This window comes from Pseudomonas inefficax, assembly GCF_032164165.1.
Taxonomy (GTDB): Bacteria; Pseudomonadota; Gammaproteobacteria; order Pseudomonadales; family Pseudomonadaceae; genus Aquipseudomonas; species Aquipseudomonas inefficax.
The window spans coordinates 5,614,033-5,628,706 of sequence record NZ_CP134401.1 but is presented as its reverse complement, the minus strand read 5'-3'; the positions used below and the strand labels follow the sequence as shown (position 1 = coordinate 5,628,706).

The following is a 14,674-nucleotide window of genomic DNA, read 5'->3' as shown; positions in this document are numbered from 1 at the left end:
CCATTGGCCCGGGAGGTGGCAAATGCGTGGCGCTGTCTTGAAGCCGATGTTCATCCTGATGGTGGCCAGCCTGGTCAGCGGCCAGGCCTTGGCCGAAGCCTGCAATGTGCTCACCCGTTCCTCCAGCGAGGCGGTAACGCCGGTGGAGCGGCACAGCTGTTACAGCTACAGCAACCTGCCCGCCGAAGCGATCAACTGGTCGTGCAGCAACGAGAGCAAGGACATGCTCAACAGCGAAAAGCACAAGGTCGCGCGTTGTGCGGATGGCAGTGTAGGCAGTTGCATCGCGCCGTTGACCCAGGAAGCATTGGCCAACCCCAAGGCCGCCGGCGGTGACAGGCTGGCTTTGCCCAAGGATGCGCGGGTCATCACCTACTACTACGACACCCCCAGCCTGGGCCAGGCCCGCACTGATTGCGAGCGTAGCAATGGCATTTGGCAGACTCATTGAGCCGTCTGTTATGGCCTGTACCGGCCCTATCGCCGGCAAGCCAGCTCCCACACCGACCGCATTGGCCGCAAGGACTGCGTTATCCCTGTGGGAGCTGGCTTGCCGGCGATAGGGCCAGAACAGACATTCAGAACAGCGGCATCAAATGATGTTCTGGCCGCAGGTAGGGTCAGGCATCAGGGCGAAATCGGGTCACTCGCCGGGAAAGTCTCGTCCAGCGCATTGTCCACCGCGCTTTCCTCGGTTTTTTCACCACAGTGGCAATCAGGCATTCGGCACGGCTCGCCATTGCGATGCCCGCTGGCACAGGCCTCGCAGCAATACACCTTGCCTTCGAGCTGCAAGGCATTGGCATCCACGGTGCAGGAACAATCTGCACAGGCACAACGCAGTTCGTTCATGGCTTGCTCTCCTCGTCATCGACTACATCATCGGTCCACGGTTCGCCATCCAGCGGCGCGGAGCGGGCCAGTTCGGCTTCGTCCAGGCCTATGCCGCCGCCAATTTCACTGGCCTCCACCCGCCGCAGGGTCTTGTCTGCCGGGCCGCCGCTGCCACCCGGTTCGTTCGGGTCGCGGGCGCCGGTTTCGTCCAGCAAGGTGTCCGGGCTCAGGTCGTCATAAGTGACATTGTCCTCGTGCAGGCTGTCGCTCAACGCCTCGCCGCCGGTCATGCCGCTTTCGGCTACGCGCCGGGGCGGGAACTCGCGGGCCACGTCCGCAGCTGGTCGCTCGTCACCCACACGCCCCTCGCGCTCATCCAGGCGCTCGTCGAAGTCCAGTTCATGCACGCTGCCCATGCGGTCTTCGGTGTCGTCGATTTCGCTGGGGGTATACGGCTTCGGTTCATCTGCTCGGGCCATGTGCTTTCTCCGTCAGGTGGCTTCATTCGGTCGACTGCACCTGCTGCTGGAAGATTCAGAGTTTTTTTGAACTACCGCCCGGGCCGCTGCCTCCCAGCTTAGGGTTTGTATGAAAAGTCGCCGAGCGGCGATCAGGCAAGGCGAAAACAGGCGAGGAAGCGGAGTTTACGGGTTGTAAATGAGCATTCCGAGCCTGTTTTCAACGCAGCATGATCGTCGCGCAGGCACTTTTCGTACAAAGTCTAGAGACTGCGAACCGCCCGGAGCCCACCATGGCCAAGCCCCTGCAGGAATATGCACGCAAGCGCGACTTCAATGCCACGCCCGAGCCCAGCGGCAAGCGCAGCCGTGGCAAGCGGGCCCACGCACTGCAGTTCTGCATCCAGAAGCACGATGCCAGCCACCTGCATTACGACTTTCGCCTGGAACTCGATGGCACGCTGAAAAGCTGGGCCATCCCCAAAGGGCCGTCGCTGGACCCCAAGGTGCGCCGCCTGGCCGTGCACGTGGAGGACCACCCGCTGGACTACGCCGACTTCGAAGGCCATATCCCCGAAGGCCATTACGGTGCAGGCGATGTGATCGTCTGGGACCGGGGCATCTGGGAGCCCGAAGGCGATGCGCGCGAGGCCTATGCCAAGGGCAAGTTGCGTTTCCGCCTGCAAGGCGAAAAGCTCGGCGGTGTATGGAACCTGTTCCGCACCCACCTGGCCGGCAAGAAGGAACAGTGGATGCTGGTCAAGTCGCACGACGGCCAGGCGCGCAGCGAAGCCGACTACAGCATTGTCGACGCCCAGCCCGACAGCGTGCTCAGCGACCGCACGCTGGTGCCGCGCAAACCGGCAGCAAAAAAGGCCGCCGCGCCACGTCGCAAAGCCCCCAGCAAAGGCCAGAAGGTGCCGTTGCCGGAGCAGTTGCAGCCACAACTGGCGACCTTGGTCGACTCCCCGCCCAATGGTGACTGGCGCTACGAGGTCAAGTTCGACGGTTATCGCATCCTTGCCCGCATCGACGGTAATGATGTGCGCCTGTTCACCCGCAATGGTCATGACTGGAGCAGCAAGATGCCCCGGCAGGTTGCCGCCTTGCGTGCGCTGGGCATCGATTCGGCCTGGCTCGACGGCGAGGTAGTGGTGGCCGACGATAATGGCTCGGCGGACTTCCAGGCGCTGCAGAACGCCTTCGACACCGAGAATGACGAGCACATCACCTATTACCTGTTCGACCTGCCCTTCCTCGGCGGCCAGGACCTGCGCCAGTTGCCGCTGCAGGACCGGCGCAACACCTTGCAGCACTTGCTGGAACACAACGAATCGGACCTGCTCAAGTACTCCGCCGACTTTGACCAGCCCGTCGAATCCCTGCTCGACAGTGCCTGCCGGCTGCAACTCGAAGGCCTGATCGGCAAGCGCGTCGACAGCCCCTACAGTGGGCGCCGCAGCCCCGACTGGATCAAGCTCAAGTGCAAGCAACGCCAGGAGTTCGTGATCGTCGGCTACACCGACCCCAAAGGCAGCCGCAGCGGTTTCGGTGCCCTGCTGTTGGCCTTGCACGACAACGGCAGCGGCGAGTTGCGCTATGCCGGCAAGGTCGGCACCGGCTTCAGTGCCACCACTCTGGCCAGCATCCATGCCCGGCTGAAACCCTTGGAAATCGCCAGGCCGGCCCTGCCCAACCCGCCCACCGGGGCCGAAGCCCGGGGCGTGCACTGGCTGAAACCGCAACTGCTGGCCGAAGTCGCCTATGCCCAGATGACCCGTGACGGCATCGTGCGCCATTCGGTGTTCCACGGCCTGCGCGATGACAAACCGGCTACCGCCATCGACCTGGAGCGCAGCATGCCTGCCAAGACCCTGCCCACGCGCAAGCAGGCCAAGGCCCCCGAGGCCTTGGGCGAGCTGCGCCTGACCCACCCCGAGCGGGTGGTCGACGCCACCAGCGGCGTTACCAAGCGCGAAGTCGCCGAGTACTACGCCGCCGTCAGCCAGTGGATAATGCCCCAACTCAAGGACCGCCCGGTCGCGCTGGTGCGCGCGCCGGACGGCCTGGCCGGGGAGCTGTTCTTCCAGAAGAACGCCGGTCAGCTGCATCTACCCAACGTGCTCAGTTACGACAAGGCCGAGGCCGGCCAGGCGGCGATGGTCATCAACCGCGCCGACACCTTGCTGGGTGCTGTGCAGATGAACATGCTCGAGCTGCACACCTGGAACGCCACCGACAAGGACTTCGACAAGCCCGACCGCTTCGTCCTCGACCTCGACCCGGACCCGGCACTGCCGTGGAAGGCCATGCTCGAGGCCACCCAACTGGCCCTGACGCTTCTGGATGAACTGGGCTTGAAGGTATTCCTCAAGACCAGTGGCGGCAAAGGCATGCACCTGGTCGTCCCGCTGACCCGGCGGGCGGGCTGGGATGAAGTCAAGGCGTTCAGCCACGGCATCGTCGATTACCTGGCCAGGCTGTTCCCCGAAAGGCTCAGTGCCGTGTCCGGGCCCAAAAATCGCATCGGGCGCATCTTCATCGACTACCTGCGCAATGGCAAAGGCGCGACCACCGCCTGCGCGTATTCCCTGCGCGCCCGCGAAGGCCTGCCGGTATCCGTGCCGATCTGGCGCGAGGAACTGCCGCAACTCAAGAGCGCCAACCAGTGGAACATCGGCAACGTGCTTGAACGCCTGGGCGATGTGGACGACCCCTGGGCCGATTATGCCAAGACAAGGCAATCGATCACCGTAGGCATGCGCAAGCAACTGGGGCTGGCCCGGTGACGGCTTGCCTGCAGCGCTACGCCCGCAGCGCCTCACCAAGGAGCCGAGCCCATGAGCATCGTCCAGGATTTTGACCTGACCAACCTCGACCGCCTGCTGCGTGCCTTCGGCGAGCGGCAGCAACCGCTCAACCTGGATACCCAGTTGCCGCAACTGATCCAGGCACTGCAAGCCGACCACCTCGACCTGCTCCCCCTGCCCGGCCAGGGCAATACCCTGCGGCGCTGGCAAACCCTGGCCCGGGTGGCAGGCTGTGACCTGGCCTTGGCCAAGCTGTACGAGGGCCACACCGACGCGTTGGCAATCCTTGCCGAATGCGCTGCGGCACACCACGCCGCTGAGGGTATATGGGGCGTTTGGGCCGCCGAACCGCCGGATGCCCGCGCCTGCATCGTGGCCCGTGAGGGCGACCAGGTTCGCCTGGAGGGTCGCAAGGCCTGGTGTTCCGGCGCATTGCAGATCGACCGGGCACTGATCACGGCCTGGGACCAGCACGACCAGCCCCAGTTGGTGGCCATCGAACTGTCCCATCCTAGCCAGGGCCTTGCCATAGAACGCTGGCAGGCCATCGGCATGGCCACCACCGCCAGTGTTGAAATCGAATTCAACCATACCCCTGGCATCGCCATCGGCCGCCCCGGGCAATACCTCTCCCGCCCTGGTTTCTGGCATGGCGGTGCTGGTATTGCGGCCTGTTGGTACGGCGCCGCGGAAGCTTTGGCCGATTACCTGCGCGAACACTGCCGCAACCCCCGCCCCGATCCACACGCCGATGCTCACCTGGGTGCGGTCGACGCGGCGTTGTACGGCGCCAGGGCGGCACTGCGCGAATGCGCGGCGTGGATCGACCGCCAGCCAGGCGCAGACGCGAGCTTTGAAGTGCGCCGCACCCGCGCCCAGGTGGAACAGGCCGTGGAACAGGTGATCCACCACGTTGGCCGGGCGCTGGGCGCCTCTCCTTTCTGCCGTGACAACCATTTTGCCCGGCTGAGCGCCGACTTGCCGGTGTTCCTGCGCCAGAGCCATGCCGAGCGCGACCTGGCGGCGCTCGGTGAGCAGTTGACCCAAAAGCCGGCAGGAGTCTGGCAGCTATGAGCGAGAACCTGATCCAGGCGAACAGCGGTACACCGTGGGCTGCCTGGCAGCAGGCCGCGCACCTGGCCAGGGCTACCTGGATCACCCCGCAGCAGCTGTGCCCACCGGGCCGTCGCCTGGTAGTGCTGGCTCCCCACCCCGATGACGAGATTCTCATGGCCGGCGGGCTGCTGGCAGGCTTCCAGGGCCGAGAAGACGACCTGGTGCTGATCTCCGCGACCGATGGTGAAGCCAGTCACCCTGGCTCTGCCCACTGGAGCGAACACCGCCTGCGCCGGCAAAGGCCGCTGGAAAGCCGCCATGCACTGCAACAGCTTGACCTCGACCTCGGCCGCCTGGACTGGCGGCGGCTCCACCTCAAGGACGGCGCGTTGCCGCGCAACGAGGCGTTCCTGCTCAACCACCTGAGCCAGTTGCTCAGGCCTGACGACCTGCTGATGGCCACTTGGAGCGGCGACGGCCACTGTGACCACGAGGCAGCCGGCCGGGCTGCGGCGCAGGCGGCCCGGATGCGCAAGGTGCAATGCCTGGAAGTACCGGTATGGGCCTGGCACTGGGCGCAACCGGACGACCCGCGCCTGCCATGGCCACGCGCTCACCGCATCCAGCTGGACGAGGCCAGCCTGGTCCGCAAGCGCAAGGCCCTGGCCGCACATGTCAGCCAACTCGAGCCGGATGGCCCGCGCCCGCCCGTACTACCGCCGAACTTGCTGGAGTGTCTGCTGCAACCTTTCGAACTGGTGTTCCTGTAAATGGAGTTGTCATGAGCCTCGACCCACAGTATTTCGCTGACCTGTACGCCAGCAGTGAAGACCCTTGGGCCTTTCGCACCCGCTGGTACGAAAAGCGCAAGCGCGACCTGGTCATGGCCAGCCTGCCGCGCCAGTGCTACCAGCGGGTGTTCGAGCCGGCGTGCGCCAATGGCGAGCTCAGCGCCTTGCTGGCCGAGCGTTGCGCCAACCTGTTGTGCCAAGACCTGGACCCTACTGCGGTAGCGCTGGCCGGTGAACGCTTGGTTGCACTGCGAAATGTCTCGGTGGAGCTGGCGCGGCTGCCGGCGGACTGGCCGGGTGGAAGTTTCGACCTGATCGTGCTGAGCGAGGTGGGTTACTATCTCGACCCGACCGACTGGCTGCAGGTGATCGAACAGTCGGTGGCCAGCCTGACCTACGACGGCGGGCTGCTGGCGTGCCACTGGAAGCACCCCATCGCCGGTTGCCCGCAAGACGGGCGTGAAGTGCACCGCATGCTGGCCCGGCACCTTCCGCTGCATCTGCAGTTGCAGCATGACGAGGCGGACTTCGTGCTGGAGTACTGGTCCGCTCAGCCCAGCGTGGTCGACCTTGATGAGACTTGCCCATGATTGCCGTGGTGATCCCGGCCCACAACGAGGCCCGGCGCCTTGGGCGCTGCCTGCGGGCAGTACTGGTTGCCGCCCAGCAGGCGCAGCAGGCGGGGTACCAGGTGGAGGTGCTGGTGGTGCTGGACCGCTGCAGCGATGGCAGCGCTGACGTGGCAAGACGCCTCGGTGTACCGGTACTGACGGTGGATGCCGGCAACGTCGGTATGGCCCGCCGGGTTGGCGCAGCGTACATGGTCGAGCGCGGCGCGCAGTGGTTGGCGTGCACCGATGCCGACAGCCGGGTACCAGCGCACTGGCTGCTGTCGCAACTGGCCTGCAGGGCCGAGGTGGTATGCGGAACGGTACATGTCGAGTCTTGGCAACCCTGGCAGACAGCGGCCTTGCGCAAGCTGTACCACAGCCGTTACCAGGCATGTGAAGGGCATCGGCATGTGCATGGGGCCAACCTCGGCGTATGTGCCGACGCCTATGATCGGGTGGGTGGTTTCCAGCCTCTGGCAGCGCATGAAGACGTGCAGCTGGTCAGCGCCCTGCAGGCCAGTGGCGCGCAGATCGTATGGACCGCCAGGCACAGCGTGGCCACCAGCAGCCGGCGCGACAGCCGCGCCCGCGAAGGGTTTGGCGATTATCTGGCGGGGCTGCAGGCGGAGGTTTGACAAGGCTGTACCGGGTAGGCAGAACATGAGCCAGCAACCCTCACGCGCAGCCTGTGGGAGCGGCTTTAGCCGCGAAGAATTCAACGCGGTGCATGGCACCGGCTGCGCCGGTGTTCGCGGCTAAAGCCGCTCCCATAGGGGCCCCGCGTTATGTGCAGTTCCATGCGAGCTGGTTTGCGGTGACGGTTCCTTTCACGACGCTTTGCGTGTCTTCTTCGCCGGCTTCTTGCCACCCAGGCTGCGCTTGAGCAGTTCGGTGAGGTCGAGGATGTCCGCACCTTTCCCCGCTTCGGTCGCCTCGCCCTTCTCCACCGTCTCGATCTTGCCCTTGCTGGCCTTCTCTTCCACCAGGTCCATGATGGTCTGGCGGAATACATCCTGGTAATCCGCCGGTTTCCACTCCCCGCTCATGTCTTCCACCAGCCGCTTGGCCATATCCAGCTCGCGCTTGTCCACCTTGGCCTCGGTCACACTGCTGTCCAGCTCCAGTGTTTCCAGCCCGCGCACTTCCTCGGGCCAGCGCAGGGTGATCATCACCAGCGCGTCGTCCAGCGGCCGCAGCAGCGCCAGGTGCTGGCGGGTGTGCAGCACCACCGTGGCCAGCGCCACCTTGTTGGTCTTCGCCAAGGTTTCGCGCAGCAAGGCGTACACCTTGCCGCCACGACGGTCCGGGGTAAGGTAGTACGGCGTGTCAAAGTACTGCAGCGGGATCTCGCCGGCCTCGACGAAGGAAAAGATGTCGATCGTCTGGGTCGCCTCGGGCCTGGCCTTGCGAATTTCCTCTTCGCTTATTACCACGTAGCGGCCCTTCTCGAACTCGACGCCCTTGACGATGTTGTCCTTGTCGATTTCCTTGCCGGTGACCTTGTTCACCCGCTTGTAGCCGACCGGCTCCATGCTGCGCTTGTCGAGCCAGTCGAAATCGACTCGCTCGGTGCGCACCGCGGTATTGAGGGCCACGGGTATGTGCACGAGGCCGAAACTGATGGCGCCTTTCCAGATTGCCCTAGCCATTGGAGGTGCTCCCAGGGTTGCCTGCCAATACTTGAATCGACTGCAACGGGCGGCGAAGGTTTAGCCGCCCTGCCCTACGGCAGCGGGTTGCCGCCCGTCACGCCGAACACCTCCCCGGTGATGTAGCTGGACTCCTGGCTGGCCAGCAACACATACACCGGCGCACACTCGGCGGGCTGCCCCGGGCGCTTCATCGGTGTTTGCGCGCCGAATTCGGGGATTTTCTCCGGTGGTTGGCCGCCACTGGGCTGCAGTACGGTCCAGATGGGCCCCGGGGCCACCGCGTTGACGCGGATACCGCGCTCGATTACCTGCTTGGCCAACGCCTTGGTGAAAGCGACGATCGCGGCCTTGGTGGTGGCATAGTCGAGCAAGGTGGCTGAAGGCTGGTAGGACTGGATCGAGGCGGTGTTGATGATGGTCGCCCCCGCCGGCATCAGCGGTACTGCGGCCTGGCAAAGCCAGAAAAGCGCGTAGACGTTGGTTTTCAGAGTGTGGTCGAACTGCTCGTGGCTGACCTGGCTGATATCCTTGCGCGCTTCCTGCTTGCCGGCAACGTTGACCAGGATGTCCAGGCCGCCGAGCTGCTCGTGGGCCTGGTCGACGAGTTCCTTGCAGAACTGCTCATCCTTCAGGTCACCGGCAATGGCCACCACCTTGCGGCCCTCGGCTTCGATCAGCTTGATGACTTCACGGGCGTCGGGTTGTTCGATGGGCAGGTAATTGAGGGCAATGTCGGCACCCTCGCGGGCAAAGGCGATGGCCACTGCCCGGCCGATGCCGGAATCGGCACCGGTGATCAGCGCCTTGCGCCCTGCCAGGCGGCCAAAGCCCTTGTAGGTGGTTTCGCCGTGGTCCGGCTCGGGCTGCATGTTGGCATCCAGCCCCGGCGCTGGCTGGCCTTGGGCCGGGAACGGTGGGTGCGGGTACTGGGTCAGCGGGTTCTGCATGCTGAACTGGTCGTGGGGTTTGTTGGGCATGGGGGTCACTCCTCTGGTGAAACCGGTATCGGCCCTTCGCGGGCTTGCCCGCTGCCACAGGTCTTGAAACGGGTGGTAGTCCTGTGGGAGCGGGCAAGCCCGCGAAGGCCGCTCTACCGTTTTCGAGGTGAACCGCCATCGATGGTTTTTTCCGACTGGTCAATACACCGACCAGCGGTCGATACGTCACTCAGAGCGACTAATTCCGTGCCTCGACTGCGTCGACATCCGGTGCGTCCGGTGCATCAGGGGCATCTGGCGCGTCGTCCACATCCGCCTTGGCAGCGTCCCTGGCTGCATTGGCAGCGACTTTGGCTTCGTCCCTGGCAGCATCAGCAGTTGCCCTGGCTGCATCTCTGGCCGCGTCAGCTTCGTTTCTGGCTGCGTCCCGGGCGGCATCTGCCGCGTCCCTGGCAGCGTCTCTGGCTTCATCTGCGCCTGCCAAGCCAGCCGCTTTTGCAGCGTCGCGGGCTGCATCCGCCTCGGCTCGGGCAGCGTCTCTGGCTGCATCCGCAGTAGCTTTGGCCGCATCCCGGGCGGCATCTGCCTCAGCCCTGGCTGCGTCCCGCGCTGCATCAGCATCGTTTCGGGCTGCGTCCCTGGCGGCATCTGCCGCATCGTTGTCGTTGTCGTTGTCGTTGTCATGCGCATCGCCTGGGCCTCTGCCGGCCATGCCACCACGGTCACCATGGTCCCCATCGCCACCACCCGGGCCGCCATGTCCGCCACCACCATCACCACCGTGACCACTTCCAGAGCCACCGCTGCCGCCACCGTGACCGCCACCGCCTCCAGAGCCACCGCTGCCACCACCGTGACCACCGCCGCCTCCAGAGCCACCGCCGCCACTGCCGTGACCGCCGCCACCTCCAGAGCCACCGCCACCGCCACCGCCACCGCCACTGCCGCCGTGACCACCGCCGCCGCCACCGTCCTTGGCATACACGCTGGAGAAACTACCGATGTAGTCGGGCACCAGGACGGTCGATGCCGACAGGACGCCACCTATTGCCAATGCCAACAAACATTTCTTGAGCAACATGATGCACCTCCGCTTGGAGTTGCGTCGTCATCTCCGTATCGAACGCAATGACCAATGAGTTCGCAACCGCTCATGGAGCGGACAGCCAACCGGCGCGGCCATAGATCTGCAGTGTCAGCGAGCAGCTTCGGTTTCGCACGATCCTTCAGAGCCAGTCAGCATCTTTGCGTGGGAAATATTCCCACATATTAAGACTAGTACTGTCTGCCTGAGTTCAAAGGACCGAATATCAGGCCAAGGCACGTTTCAGGACTGTTGGGGCCGCTTTGCGGTCCTTCGCGGGCTCGCCCGCTCCCACAGGTTTGGTGCCATGCTCAGGGGATATGCGTGGTTCCTGTGGGAGCGGGCAAGCCCGCGAAGGGCTGCAAAGCAGCCCCAATCAAGCTAGCAGTCACGCCTGGCTGAACAGCACCCGCCTGAAAGCCTCGGCGGCCAGGTGCACCTGCACCGCCCAGTCCTGCGCTGCGTCACTGCCGGCGTCATCGGAAATGTATTTCAGGCACACGAACGGGATGCCTTCGCTACGTGCGATCAGCGCCAGCACGTAGGCTTCCATGTCGACCACGTCGTAAGGTGCATCGCCATGATTGATTTCGAAGCTGTCACCACTGCCGCAGGTTTCCAGGGGCAAGCCGGGGATCTGCGCCCCGTGCTCCAACACCACCGGGATATCCGACAAAGGCGTCTGGTAGCGGGCAAAGCCCAGCGGGGTCACATCCATGTCGCGCTGCACGAAGCGGGTGCAGCACACCACCTCGCCTTTTCCATGCCGCTGACTGCCGGCCGAGCCAAGGTTGACGATCAGCCTGGGCCTGCGTGCGGCAATGGCCTTGGTCAGGGCGATGGCAGCATTGACCTTGCCGATGCCGCTGAACACGGTGTCGAGGTCAGCGAATACATCGCCGGCCTCGGCTTCGAGGGCGAAGACAAACAACGTGTCGTCCAGGGAGATGTCGGGGAACTGCTTGATCAGCATCATGGCGCGGGTGGTTCCGAGTGGCTGCGAAAGGCGCGGCCATTTTCGGCCAACCCCGGCTAATTGCAAGCCCCGGCGGCCACTACCGCCCGTAACGCCTGCGCCCTGCCCAGGCCGGCAGCGCTGGCCTGGGCCAGGCACTGCAGTTGCTGGTCGGCATGGGTGCCTTGGCGCAACAGGTGTCGTGCATGGTGGAAGGCACGCTCGGCATCTGCCGTATCGACCGGCAATTGCTCCTGCAACTGGGCCAACCAACCTTCTGCCGTGACCGGCTGTTGCTCATGCAGGCCGATGAAATCGCCCTGGCGCCCATGGCGCATTGCGCGCCAGTAGTTTTCCTGGGTGATCCAGCGCTGCTCGCGGCTGCAGGCCACTGGGTCATGCCGGTACATGACGCTATGTTCTACCAGGTGGCGAAACAGCGCAGCGATGCACAGTGCGTCCTCCAGGCGCGGGCAGCCATCGCAGATGCGCAACTCGACCGTGGGGAAGCGCCGCGAAGGCCGGATCGCCCACCAGAAGTCGCCATCCACGGCCAGCGACCCGGTGCGTTGCAGCAATGCGCGGTAGCGCTCGTAGGCGGCCCAGTCCGGCAAAGGCTCAGGCAAGCCCATGTGCGGCCACTCCCCGCAAATCACCCGACGGTAGCTCATGTAGCCCGTGCACTGGCCTGCCCACAGCGGCGATGACGTACTCAGCACCAACAACAAGGGCAGCCAGCCCAGTACACGGTTGATCAGTTGCATGCGGTCGCAGCCTGGCGGTACGCCCACGTGTACATGCAGGCCGTTGAGCAGGCTGCGCCGCGCTACATGCCGGTAGTCAGCGAACAATTGCCGGTAATGCGCCGGGGTAGCCGGTTTCTGCCGCAGCCAGGCAGCATTGGGATGGCTGGCCGCACCGTACAGGCCCATGCCCTCTTCGGCCAGCACCGTGTTCAACCGCTCGCGGCTGTGCTGGAAGAACTCGCGTGCCTCGAACTGGTTGGCGAACACAGGCGAGGCCACTTCGATCTGGCTGCGGAACATTTCCTGGGCAAAATGCTGGCCCAAGGCCTCCCGGCAACGCCCCACTACGGCTGGCGAAGGAGCGGCCGGTACCTGCCCTGTGTCCAGGTTCACCAGCAGGTATTCTTCCTCGATGCCGAATGTGCAGGGTCGGGCCATGCTGCCTCAGCTGTTGCGGGTGACTGTGAGCACCACCGCGGCGATGCGCTCGACCTGTTCGTAACCGGGTTCGTCCAGTTGCTCGCCAAACACATCCGGGTCGATTTCCCGATACACCCAGGACCATTCCGGGCCCGCCAGGCGCAGGCGGATGGCTTCGAGCAAGGCGTCCCGGCCTTCGATTATCGCCACGCCGGTATACAACAGTAGCGTGCCTCCTGAGCCCAGCCGCTCGCAGGCTTGTTCGACGATCCGCAGCGACAGCTGCGCGCCGAGCGAACCACCGCCATGCCGATAGGTACGCTCACCGGCATCCAGCATGTACGGCGGGTTGGCAATGATAAGGTCGAACAGCCCGGTAATGCCGCCGAGCAGATCACTCGGTTCCACGGACACGTTGCTCAGCCCCGCCAAAGCTGCGTTGATCGCTGTGTAACGCAGCGCGAGCGGGTTGATATCCACGGCGCTGACATGGGCATGGGGCGCCGCACGCGCAATCAGCAAGGCGCCCACACCTGTGCCGCAACCAATATCCACGGCATGCTCGACACGTTTCGGGGTGCGTTGCAGATGATCGTGGATGACCTGGGCGAAACGGTAACTGTCCGGGCCGAGAAACACCGCGTCGGCTTCTTGGGTGGGGTACGCAGAGTGCACCAGCAGCAGGTCGTCGATAGTCGACCAGCGCACGGTGCTGATCAGCATGTCCCCGTGCTCCTTGAGCACTTGGGCCAGCCGCATTTGTTCCAGCTCGTCGGCAGAAACCAGTGACGAACGGAACGGACGGCTCCAGCCGAATACATCGCGCACTGTCCTGGCCTGCCCAGCTTCCGGGCGCGCATTAACGCGCGCATGGGTTGCCGGGGTGACACAGGTGAAGCGGTAGCCGTCGGCACGCAGGCGCTTGCCCAACTGCAGCATTGCCTGGTCAGCCTGGATTTGTTGGGGATCGAGCAGCATCAGCGGGTTACCTCCTGGATCAGGCCGGTAGCACGCAAATAGCGCCGGGTGGCCAGCAATCCTTCCGGTGTCGCATGGCGGTTACCGGACATCGTGTCGATCAAAGTTTCGATATCGGCGTCCGGGGCAGGATTCGCAGGCGTATCATCCGATTGCACTTGCACCTCCCAGCTGCCTGGCAGCACGCGACGACCCCGTGCTTGCCAGCCTGCCGCGATCCAGTCGTGCCAGAGTTGTTTTTCATACGCCGTGAACACGCCATACATCGGTGCCGAAGGGCCGTCGATGAGCGCCCACCAGCGGCTGTTGGTGGGCGCTTCACCACGGCGGATCCAGCCTTGCGTCTGCAGAGCCTGCACGAACGCGGGCATGGCGCCGGGCTCGGCCAGCCACTGGTTGACGGTGCGCTTTTGCAAGCGGCAATGGTCGGAATGCATGAATCGGCCAAAATTGCGCTTTTGTTCCAGTGCCGACAGCAGTTCGAATTCAAGGTCGAAGCTGCTGATAAGGCTGGAGGTATCGAGCCCCAGGTCGTTCAAGCGGTACCCGCTGCGCACCCGCTGGTAGAACTGACCAGTGTCGTCGAGCGGGCATAGTTGGCGCAGCGCCTGAATGGACAGATGCGCATGCCCGCTGGCCGCGTTGTCGATGGTCACGTGGAGCTGGAAGTAATGGCCATCGATGCCCAATTCCGCCAGTTCGTAGGTGGTAATCAGCAAATGCAACGGTGGCTGTTCATAGCCCAGGTTGTAGCCGATCACCTCGGGAAGAAATTCATCGCCGTGGCGCCCCAATGCCAATTGCAAGGTGCCTTGCAGGTAACGCTGGTCATCCAGTTCAGGGAGTTCAAGGCAACCCAGCCGGCTCAACAGCCGTTGGTAGATCAGTACATGGTTGCAGCGCGGGTCGCCGCTGCCCAGTTCTTCCATGTAGGTGCGAATCAGGCCGTGATAGCGCGGATCCCGCCAGTGTCGCAAGGTACTGTGCAACCATGCACCGTCCACTGCCTTGGTCGGTGCCACCTGCTGCAGGAACCACAACGCCTGGGCGCGGTTGGCAAAATAGCGCCGTGGTGCGCCTTGGCGGCGTTGCTCGAGGTAACTGGCGTAGGCTTCAGCCACCCCGCTTGCGTGGCGAGCGCTCCAGGCTTCCAGCTCAGCAGGGTCTGCAGGCAAGTCATCTGGCAAACGCTGCGCGTGTGCCAACTGTTCGCCCAGCCATGCAGTGCTCGTGCTGTCGTGGCCCACGAGCAACCTCTGGTAGCGCTCCTTCAGGCTTGGCCCATTTGCCGAAGCCGGTATCACCGCGTCGGTCTTGCGGGTCATTACCGTCATGCCGTAG

At 64.2% G+C, this 14,674-nt stretch carries 15 protein-coding genes; 6 read left to right on the top strand and 9 right to left on the bottom strand.

Annotated features, from left to right (window positions below):
* Positions 1–22 precede the first annotated feature (22 nt).
* Entirely contained in the window at positions 23–451 is a 429-nt protein-coding gene (locus tag RIN61_RS25290; RefSeq protein ID WP_313854869.1) for a hypothetical protein, read from the top strand.
* A 176-nt stretch (positions 452–627) separates the two neighbouring features.
* On the opposite strand, the gene RIN61_RS25285 is transcribed toward RIN61_RS25290, so the two are convergent.
* Complete coding sequence (locus tag RIN61_RS25285) at positions 628–852, bottom strand: metallothionein (protein WP_313854867.1); 225 nt, start codon at positions 850–852, stop codon at positions 628–630.
* The gene (locus tag RIN61_RS25280; RefSeq protein ID WP_215520877.1) at positions 849–1,313 is read right to left on the bottom strand and encodes a phosphotransferase system, HPr-related protein; all 465 of its coding nucleotides are present in this window, start codon (positions 1,311–1,313) and stop codon (positions 849–851) included. Before RIN61_RS25280 ends, RIN61_RS25285 begins: the two co-directional genes overlap by 4 nt.
* Positions 1,314–1,585: 272 nt before the next feature.
* Between RIN61_RS25280 and ligD the strand changes: the two genes are divergently transcribed.
* The 5 genes from ligD to RIN61_RS25255 are packed head-to-tail and all read left to right on the top strand — an operon-like array spanning position 1,586 to position 7,195.
* Positions 1,586–4,081: a DNA ligase D gene (gene ligD / locus RIN61_RS25275; RefSeq protein ID WP_313854864.1), complete on the top strand. Its 2,496-nt coding sequence runs from the start codon at positions 1,586–1,588 to the stop codon at positions 4,079–4,081.
* Between the two features lie 51 nt (positions 4,082–4,132).
* Entirely contained in the window at positions 4,133–5,176 is a 1,044-nt protein-coding gene (locus RIN61_RS25270; protein ID WP_112251764.1) for an acyl-CoA dehydrogenase family protein, read from the top strand.
* Positions 5,173–5,928, top strand: coding sequence for a PIG-L deacetylase family protein (locus RIN61_RS25265; RefSeq protein ID WP_112251763.1), 756 nt, complete (start codon positions 5,173–5,175; stop codon positions 5,926–5,928). Before RIN61_RS25270 ends, RIN61_RS25265 begins: the two co-directional genes overlap by 4 nt.
* Before the next feature lie 11 nt (positions 5,929–5,939).
* Positions 5,940–6,539 carry a class I SAM-dependent methyltransferase gene (locus tag RIN61_RS25260; RefSeq protein ID WP_313854861.1) on the top strand — a complete coding sequence of 200 codons (600 nt, stop codon included), beginning with the start codon at positions 5,940–5,942 and terminating at the stop codon, positions 6,537–6,539.
* Positions 6,536–7,195 (top strand): glycosyltransferase family 2 protein, encoded by a 660-nt coding sequence (locus RIN61_RS25255; RefSeq protein ID WP_313854859.1) that lies wholly within the window; start codon positions 6,536–6,538, stop codon positions 7,193–7,195. Before RIN61_RS25260 ends, RIN61_RS25255 begins: the two co-directional genes overlap by 4 nt.
* Before the next feature lie 192 nt (positions 7,196–7,387).
* Here RIN61_RS25255 and ku read toward each other — a convergent pair whose 3' ends face one another.
* The 7 genes from ku to RIN61_RS25220 form a co-directional block, all read right to left on the bottom strand.
* Positions 7,388–8,209, bottom strand: a complete 822-nt coding sequence (gene ku, locus RIN61_RS25250; protein WP_112251760.1) for a non-homologous end joining protein Ku — start codon at positions 8,207–8,209, stop codon at positions 7,388–7,390.
* 74 nt (positions 8,210–8,283) lie between these two features.
* Positions 8,284–9,189, bottom strand: a complete 906-nt coding sequence (locus tag RIN61_RS25245) for an SDR family oxidoreductase (protein WP_207879312.1) — start codon at positions 9,187–9,189, stop codon at positions 8,284–8,286.
* A gap of 186 nt (positions 9,190–9,375) precedes the next feature.
* Positions 9,376–10,131, bottom strand: a complete 756-nt coding sequence (locus RIN61_RS25240; protein WP_313854855.1) for a hypothetical protein — start codon at positions 10,129–10,131, stop codon at positions 9,376–9,378.
* A gap of 491 nt (positions 10,132–10,622) precedes the next feature.
* Positions 10,623–11,210, bottom strand: a complete 588-nt coding sequence (locus RIN61_RS25235; RefSeq protein ID WP_313854852.1) for a 5'-methylthioadenosine/S-adenosylhomocysteine nucleosidase family protein — start codon at positions 11,208–11,210, stop codon at positions 10,623–10,625.
* Between the two features lie 56 nt (positions 11,211–11,266).
* A complete protein-coding gene (locus RIN61_RS25230; RefSeq protein ID WP_215520880.1) occupies positions 11,267–12,373 on the bottom strand; it encodes a carboxylate-amine ligase in 1,107 nt (368 codons plus the stop codon).
* 6 nt (positions 12,374–12,379) lie between these two features.
* The gene (locus tag RIN61_RS25225; RefSeq protein WP_112254020.1) at positions 12,380–13,333 is read right to left on the bottom strand and encodes a methyltransferase; all 954 of its coding nucleotides are present in this window, start codon (positions 13,331–13,333) and stop codon (positions 12,380–12,382) included.
* Complete coding sequence (locus RIN61_RS25220) at positions 13,333–14,667, bottom strand: iron-containing redox enzyme family protein (RefSeq protein ID WP_252378525.1); 1,335 nt, start codon at positions 14,665–14,667, stop codon at positions 13,333–13,335. Before RIN61_RS25220 ends, RIN61_RS25225 begins: the two co-directional genes overlap by 1 nt.
* Positions 14,668–14,674: the final 7 nt, after the last annotated feature.

Excerpts from the sequence above, each read along its gene's own strand:
- RIN61_RS25220 (WP_252378525.1), bottom strand. The coding sequence starts at position 14,667 with ATGACGGTAATGACCCGCAAGACCGACGCGGTGATACCGGCTTCGGCA.
- ligD (WP_313854864.1), top strand. The coding sequence starts at position 1,586 with ATGGCCAAGCCCCTGCAGGAATATGCACGCAAGCGCGACTTCAATGCC.
- ku (WP_112251760.1), bottom strand. The coding sequence starts at position 8,209 with ATGGCTAGGGCAATCTGGAAAGGCGCCATCAGTTTCGGCCTCGTGCAC.
- RIN61_RS25235 (WP_313854852.1), bottom strand. The coding sequence starts at position 11,210 with ATGATGCTGATCAAGCAGTTCCCCGACATCTCCCTGGACGACACGTTG.
- RIN61_RS25270 (WP_112251764.1), top strand. The coding sequence starts at position 4,133 with ATGAGCATCGTCCAGGATTTTGACCTGACCAACCTCGACCGCCTGCTG.
- RIN61_RS25230 (WP_215520880.1), bottom strand. The coding sequence starts at position 12,373 with ATGGCCCGACCCTGCACATTCGGCATCGAGGAAGAATACCTGCTGGTG.
- RIN61_RS25255 (WP_313854859.1), top strand. The coding sequence starts at position 6,536 with ATGATTGCCGTGGTGATCCCGGCCCACAACGAGGCCCGGCGCCTTGGG.
- RIN61_RS25260 (WP_313854861.1), top strand. The coding sequence starts at position 5,940 with ATGAGCCTCGACCCACAGTATTTCGCTGACCTGTACGCCAGCAGTGAA.
- RIN61_RS25240 (WP_313854855.1), bottom strand. The coding sequence starts at position 10,131 with ATGCCAAGGACGGTGGCGGCGGCGGTGGTCACGGCGGCAGTGGCGGTG.
- RIN61_RS25225 (WP_112254020.1), bottom strand. The coding sequence starts at position 13,333 with ATGCTGCTCGATCCCCAACAAATCCAGGCTGACCAGGCAATGCTGCAG.
- RIN61_RS25280 (WP_215520877.1), bottom strand. The coding sequence starts at position 1,313 with ATGGCCCGAGCAGATGAACCGAAGCCGTATACCCCCAGCGAAATCGAC.
- RIN61_RS25285 (WP_313854867.1), bottom strand. The coding sequence starts at position 852 with ATGAACGAACTGCGTTGTGCCTGTGCAGATTGTTCCTGCACCGTGGAT.
- RIN61_RS25265 (WP_112251763.1), top strand. The coding sequence starts at position 5,173 with ATGAGCGAGAACCTGATCCAGGCGAACAGCGGTACACCGTGGGCTGCC.
- RIN61_RS25290 (WP_313854869.1), top strand. The coding sequence starts at position 23 with ATGCGTGGCGCTGTCTTGAAGCCGATGTTCATCCTGATGGTGGCCAGC.
- RIN61_RS25245 (WP_207879312.1), bottom strand. The coding sequence starts at position 9,189 with ATGCCCAACAAACCCCACGACCAGTTCAGCATGCAGAACCCGCTGACC.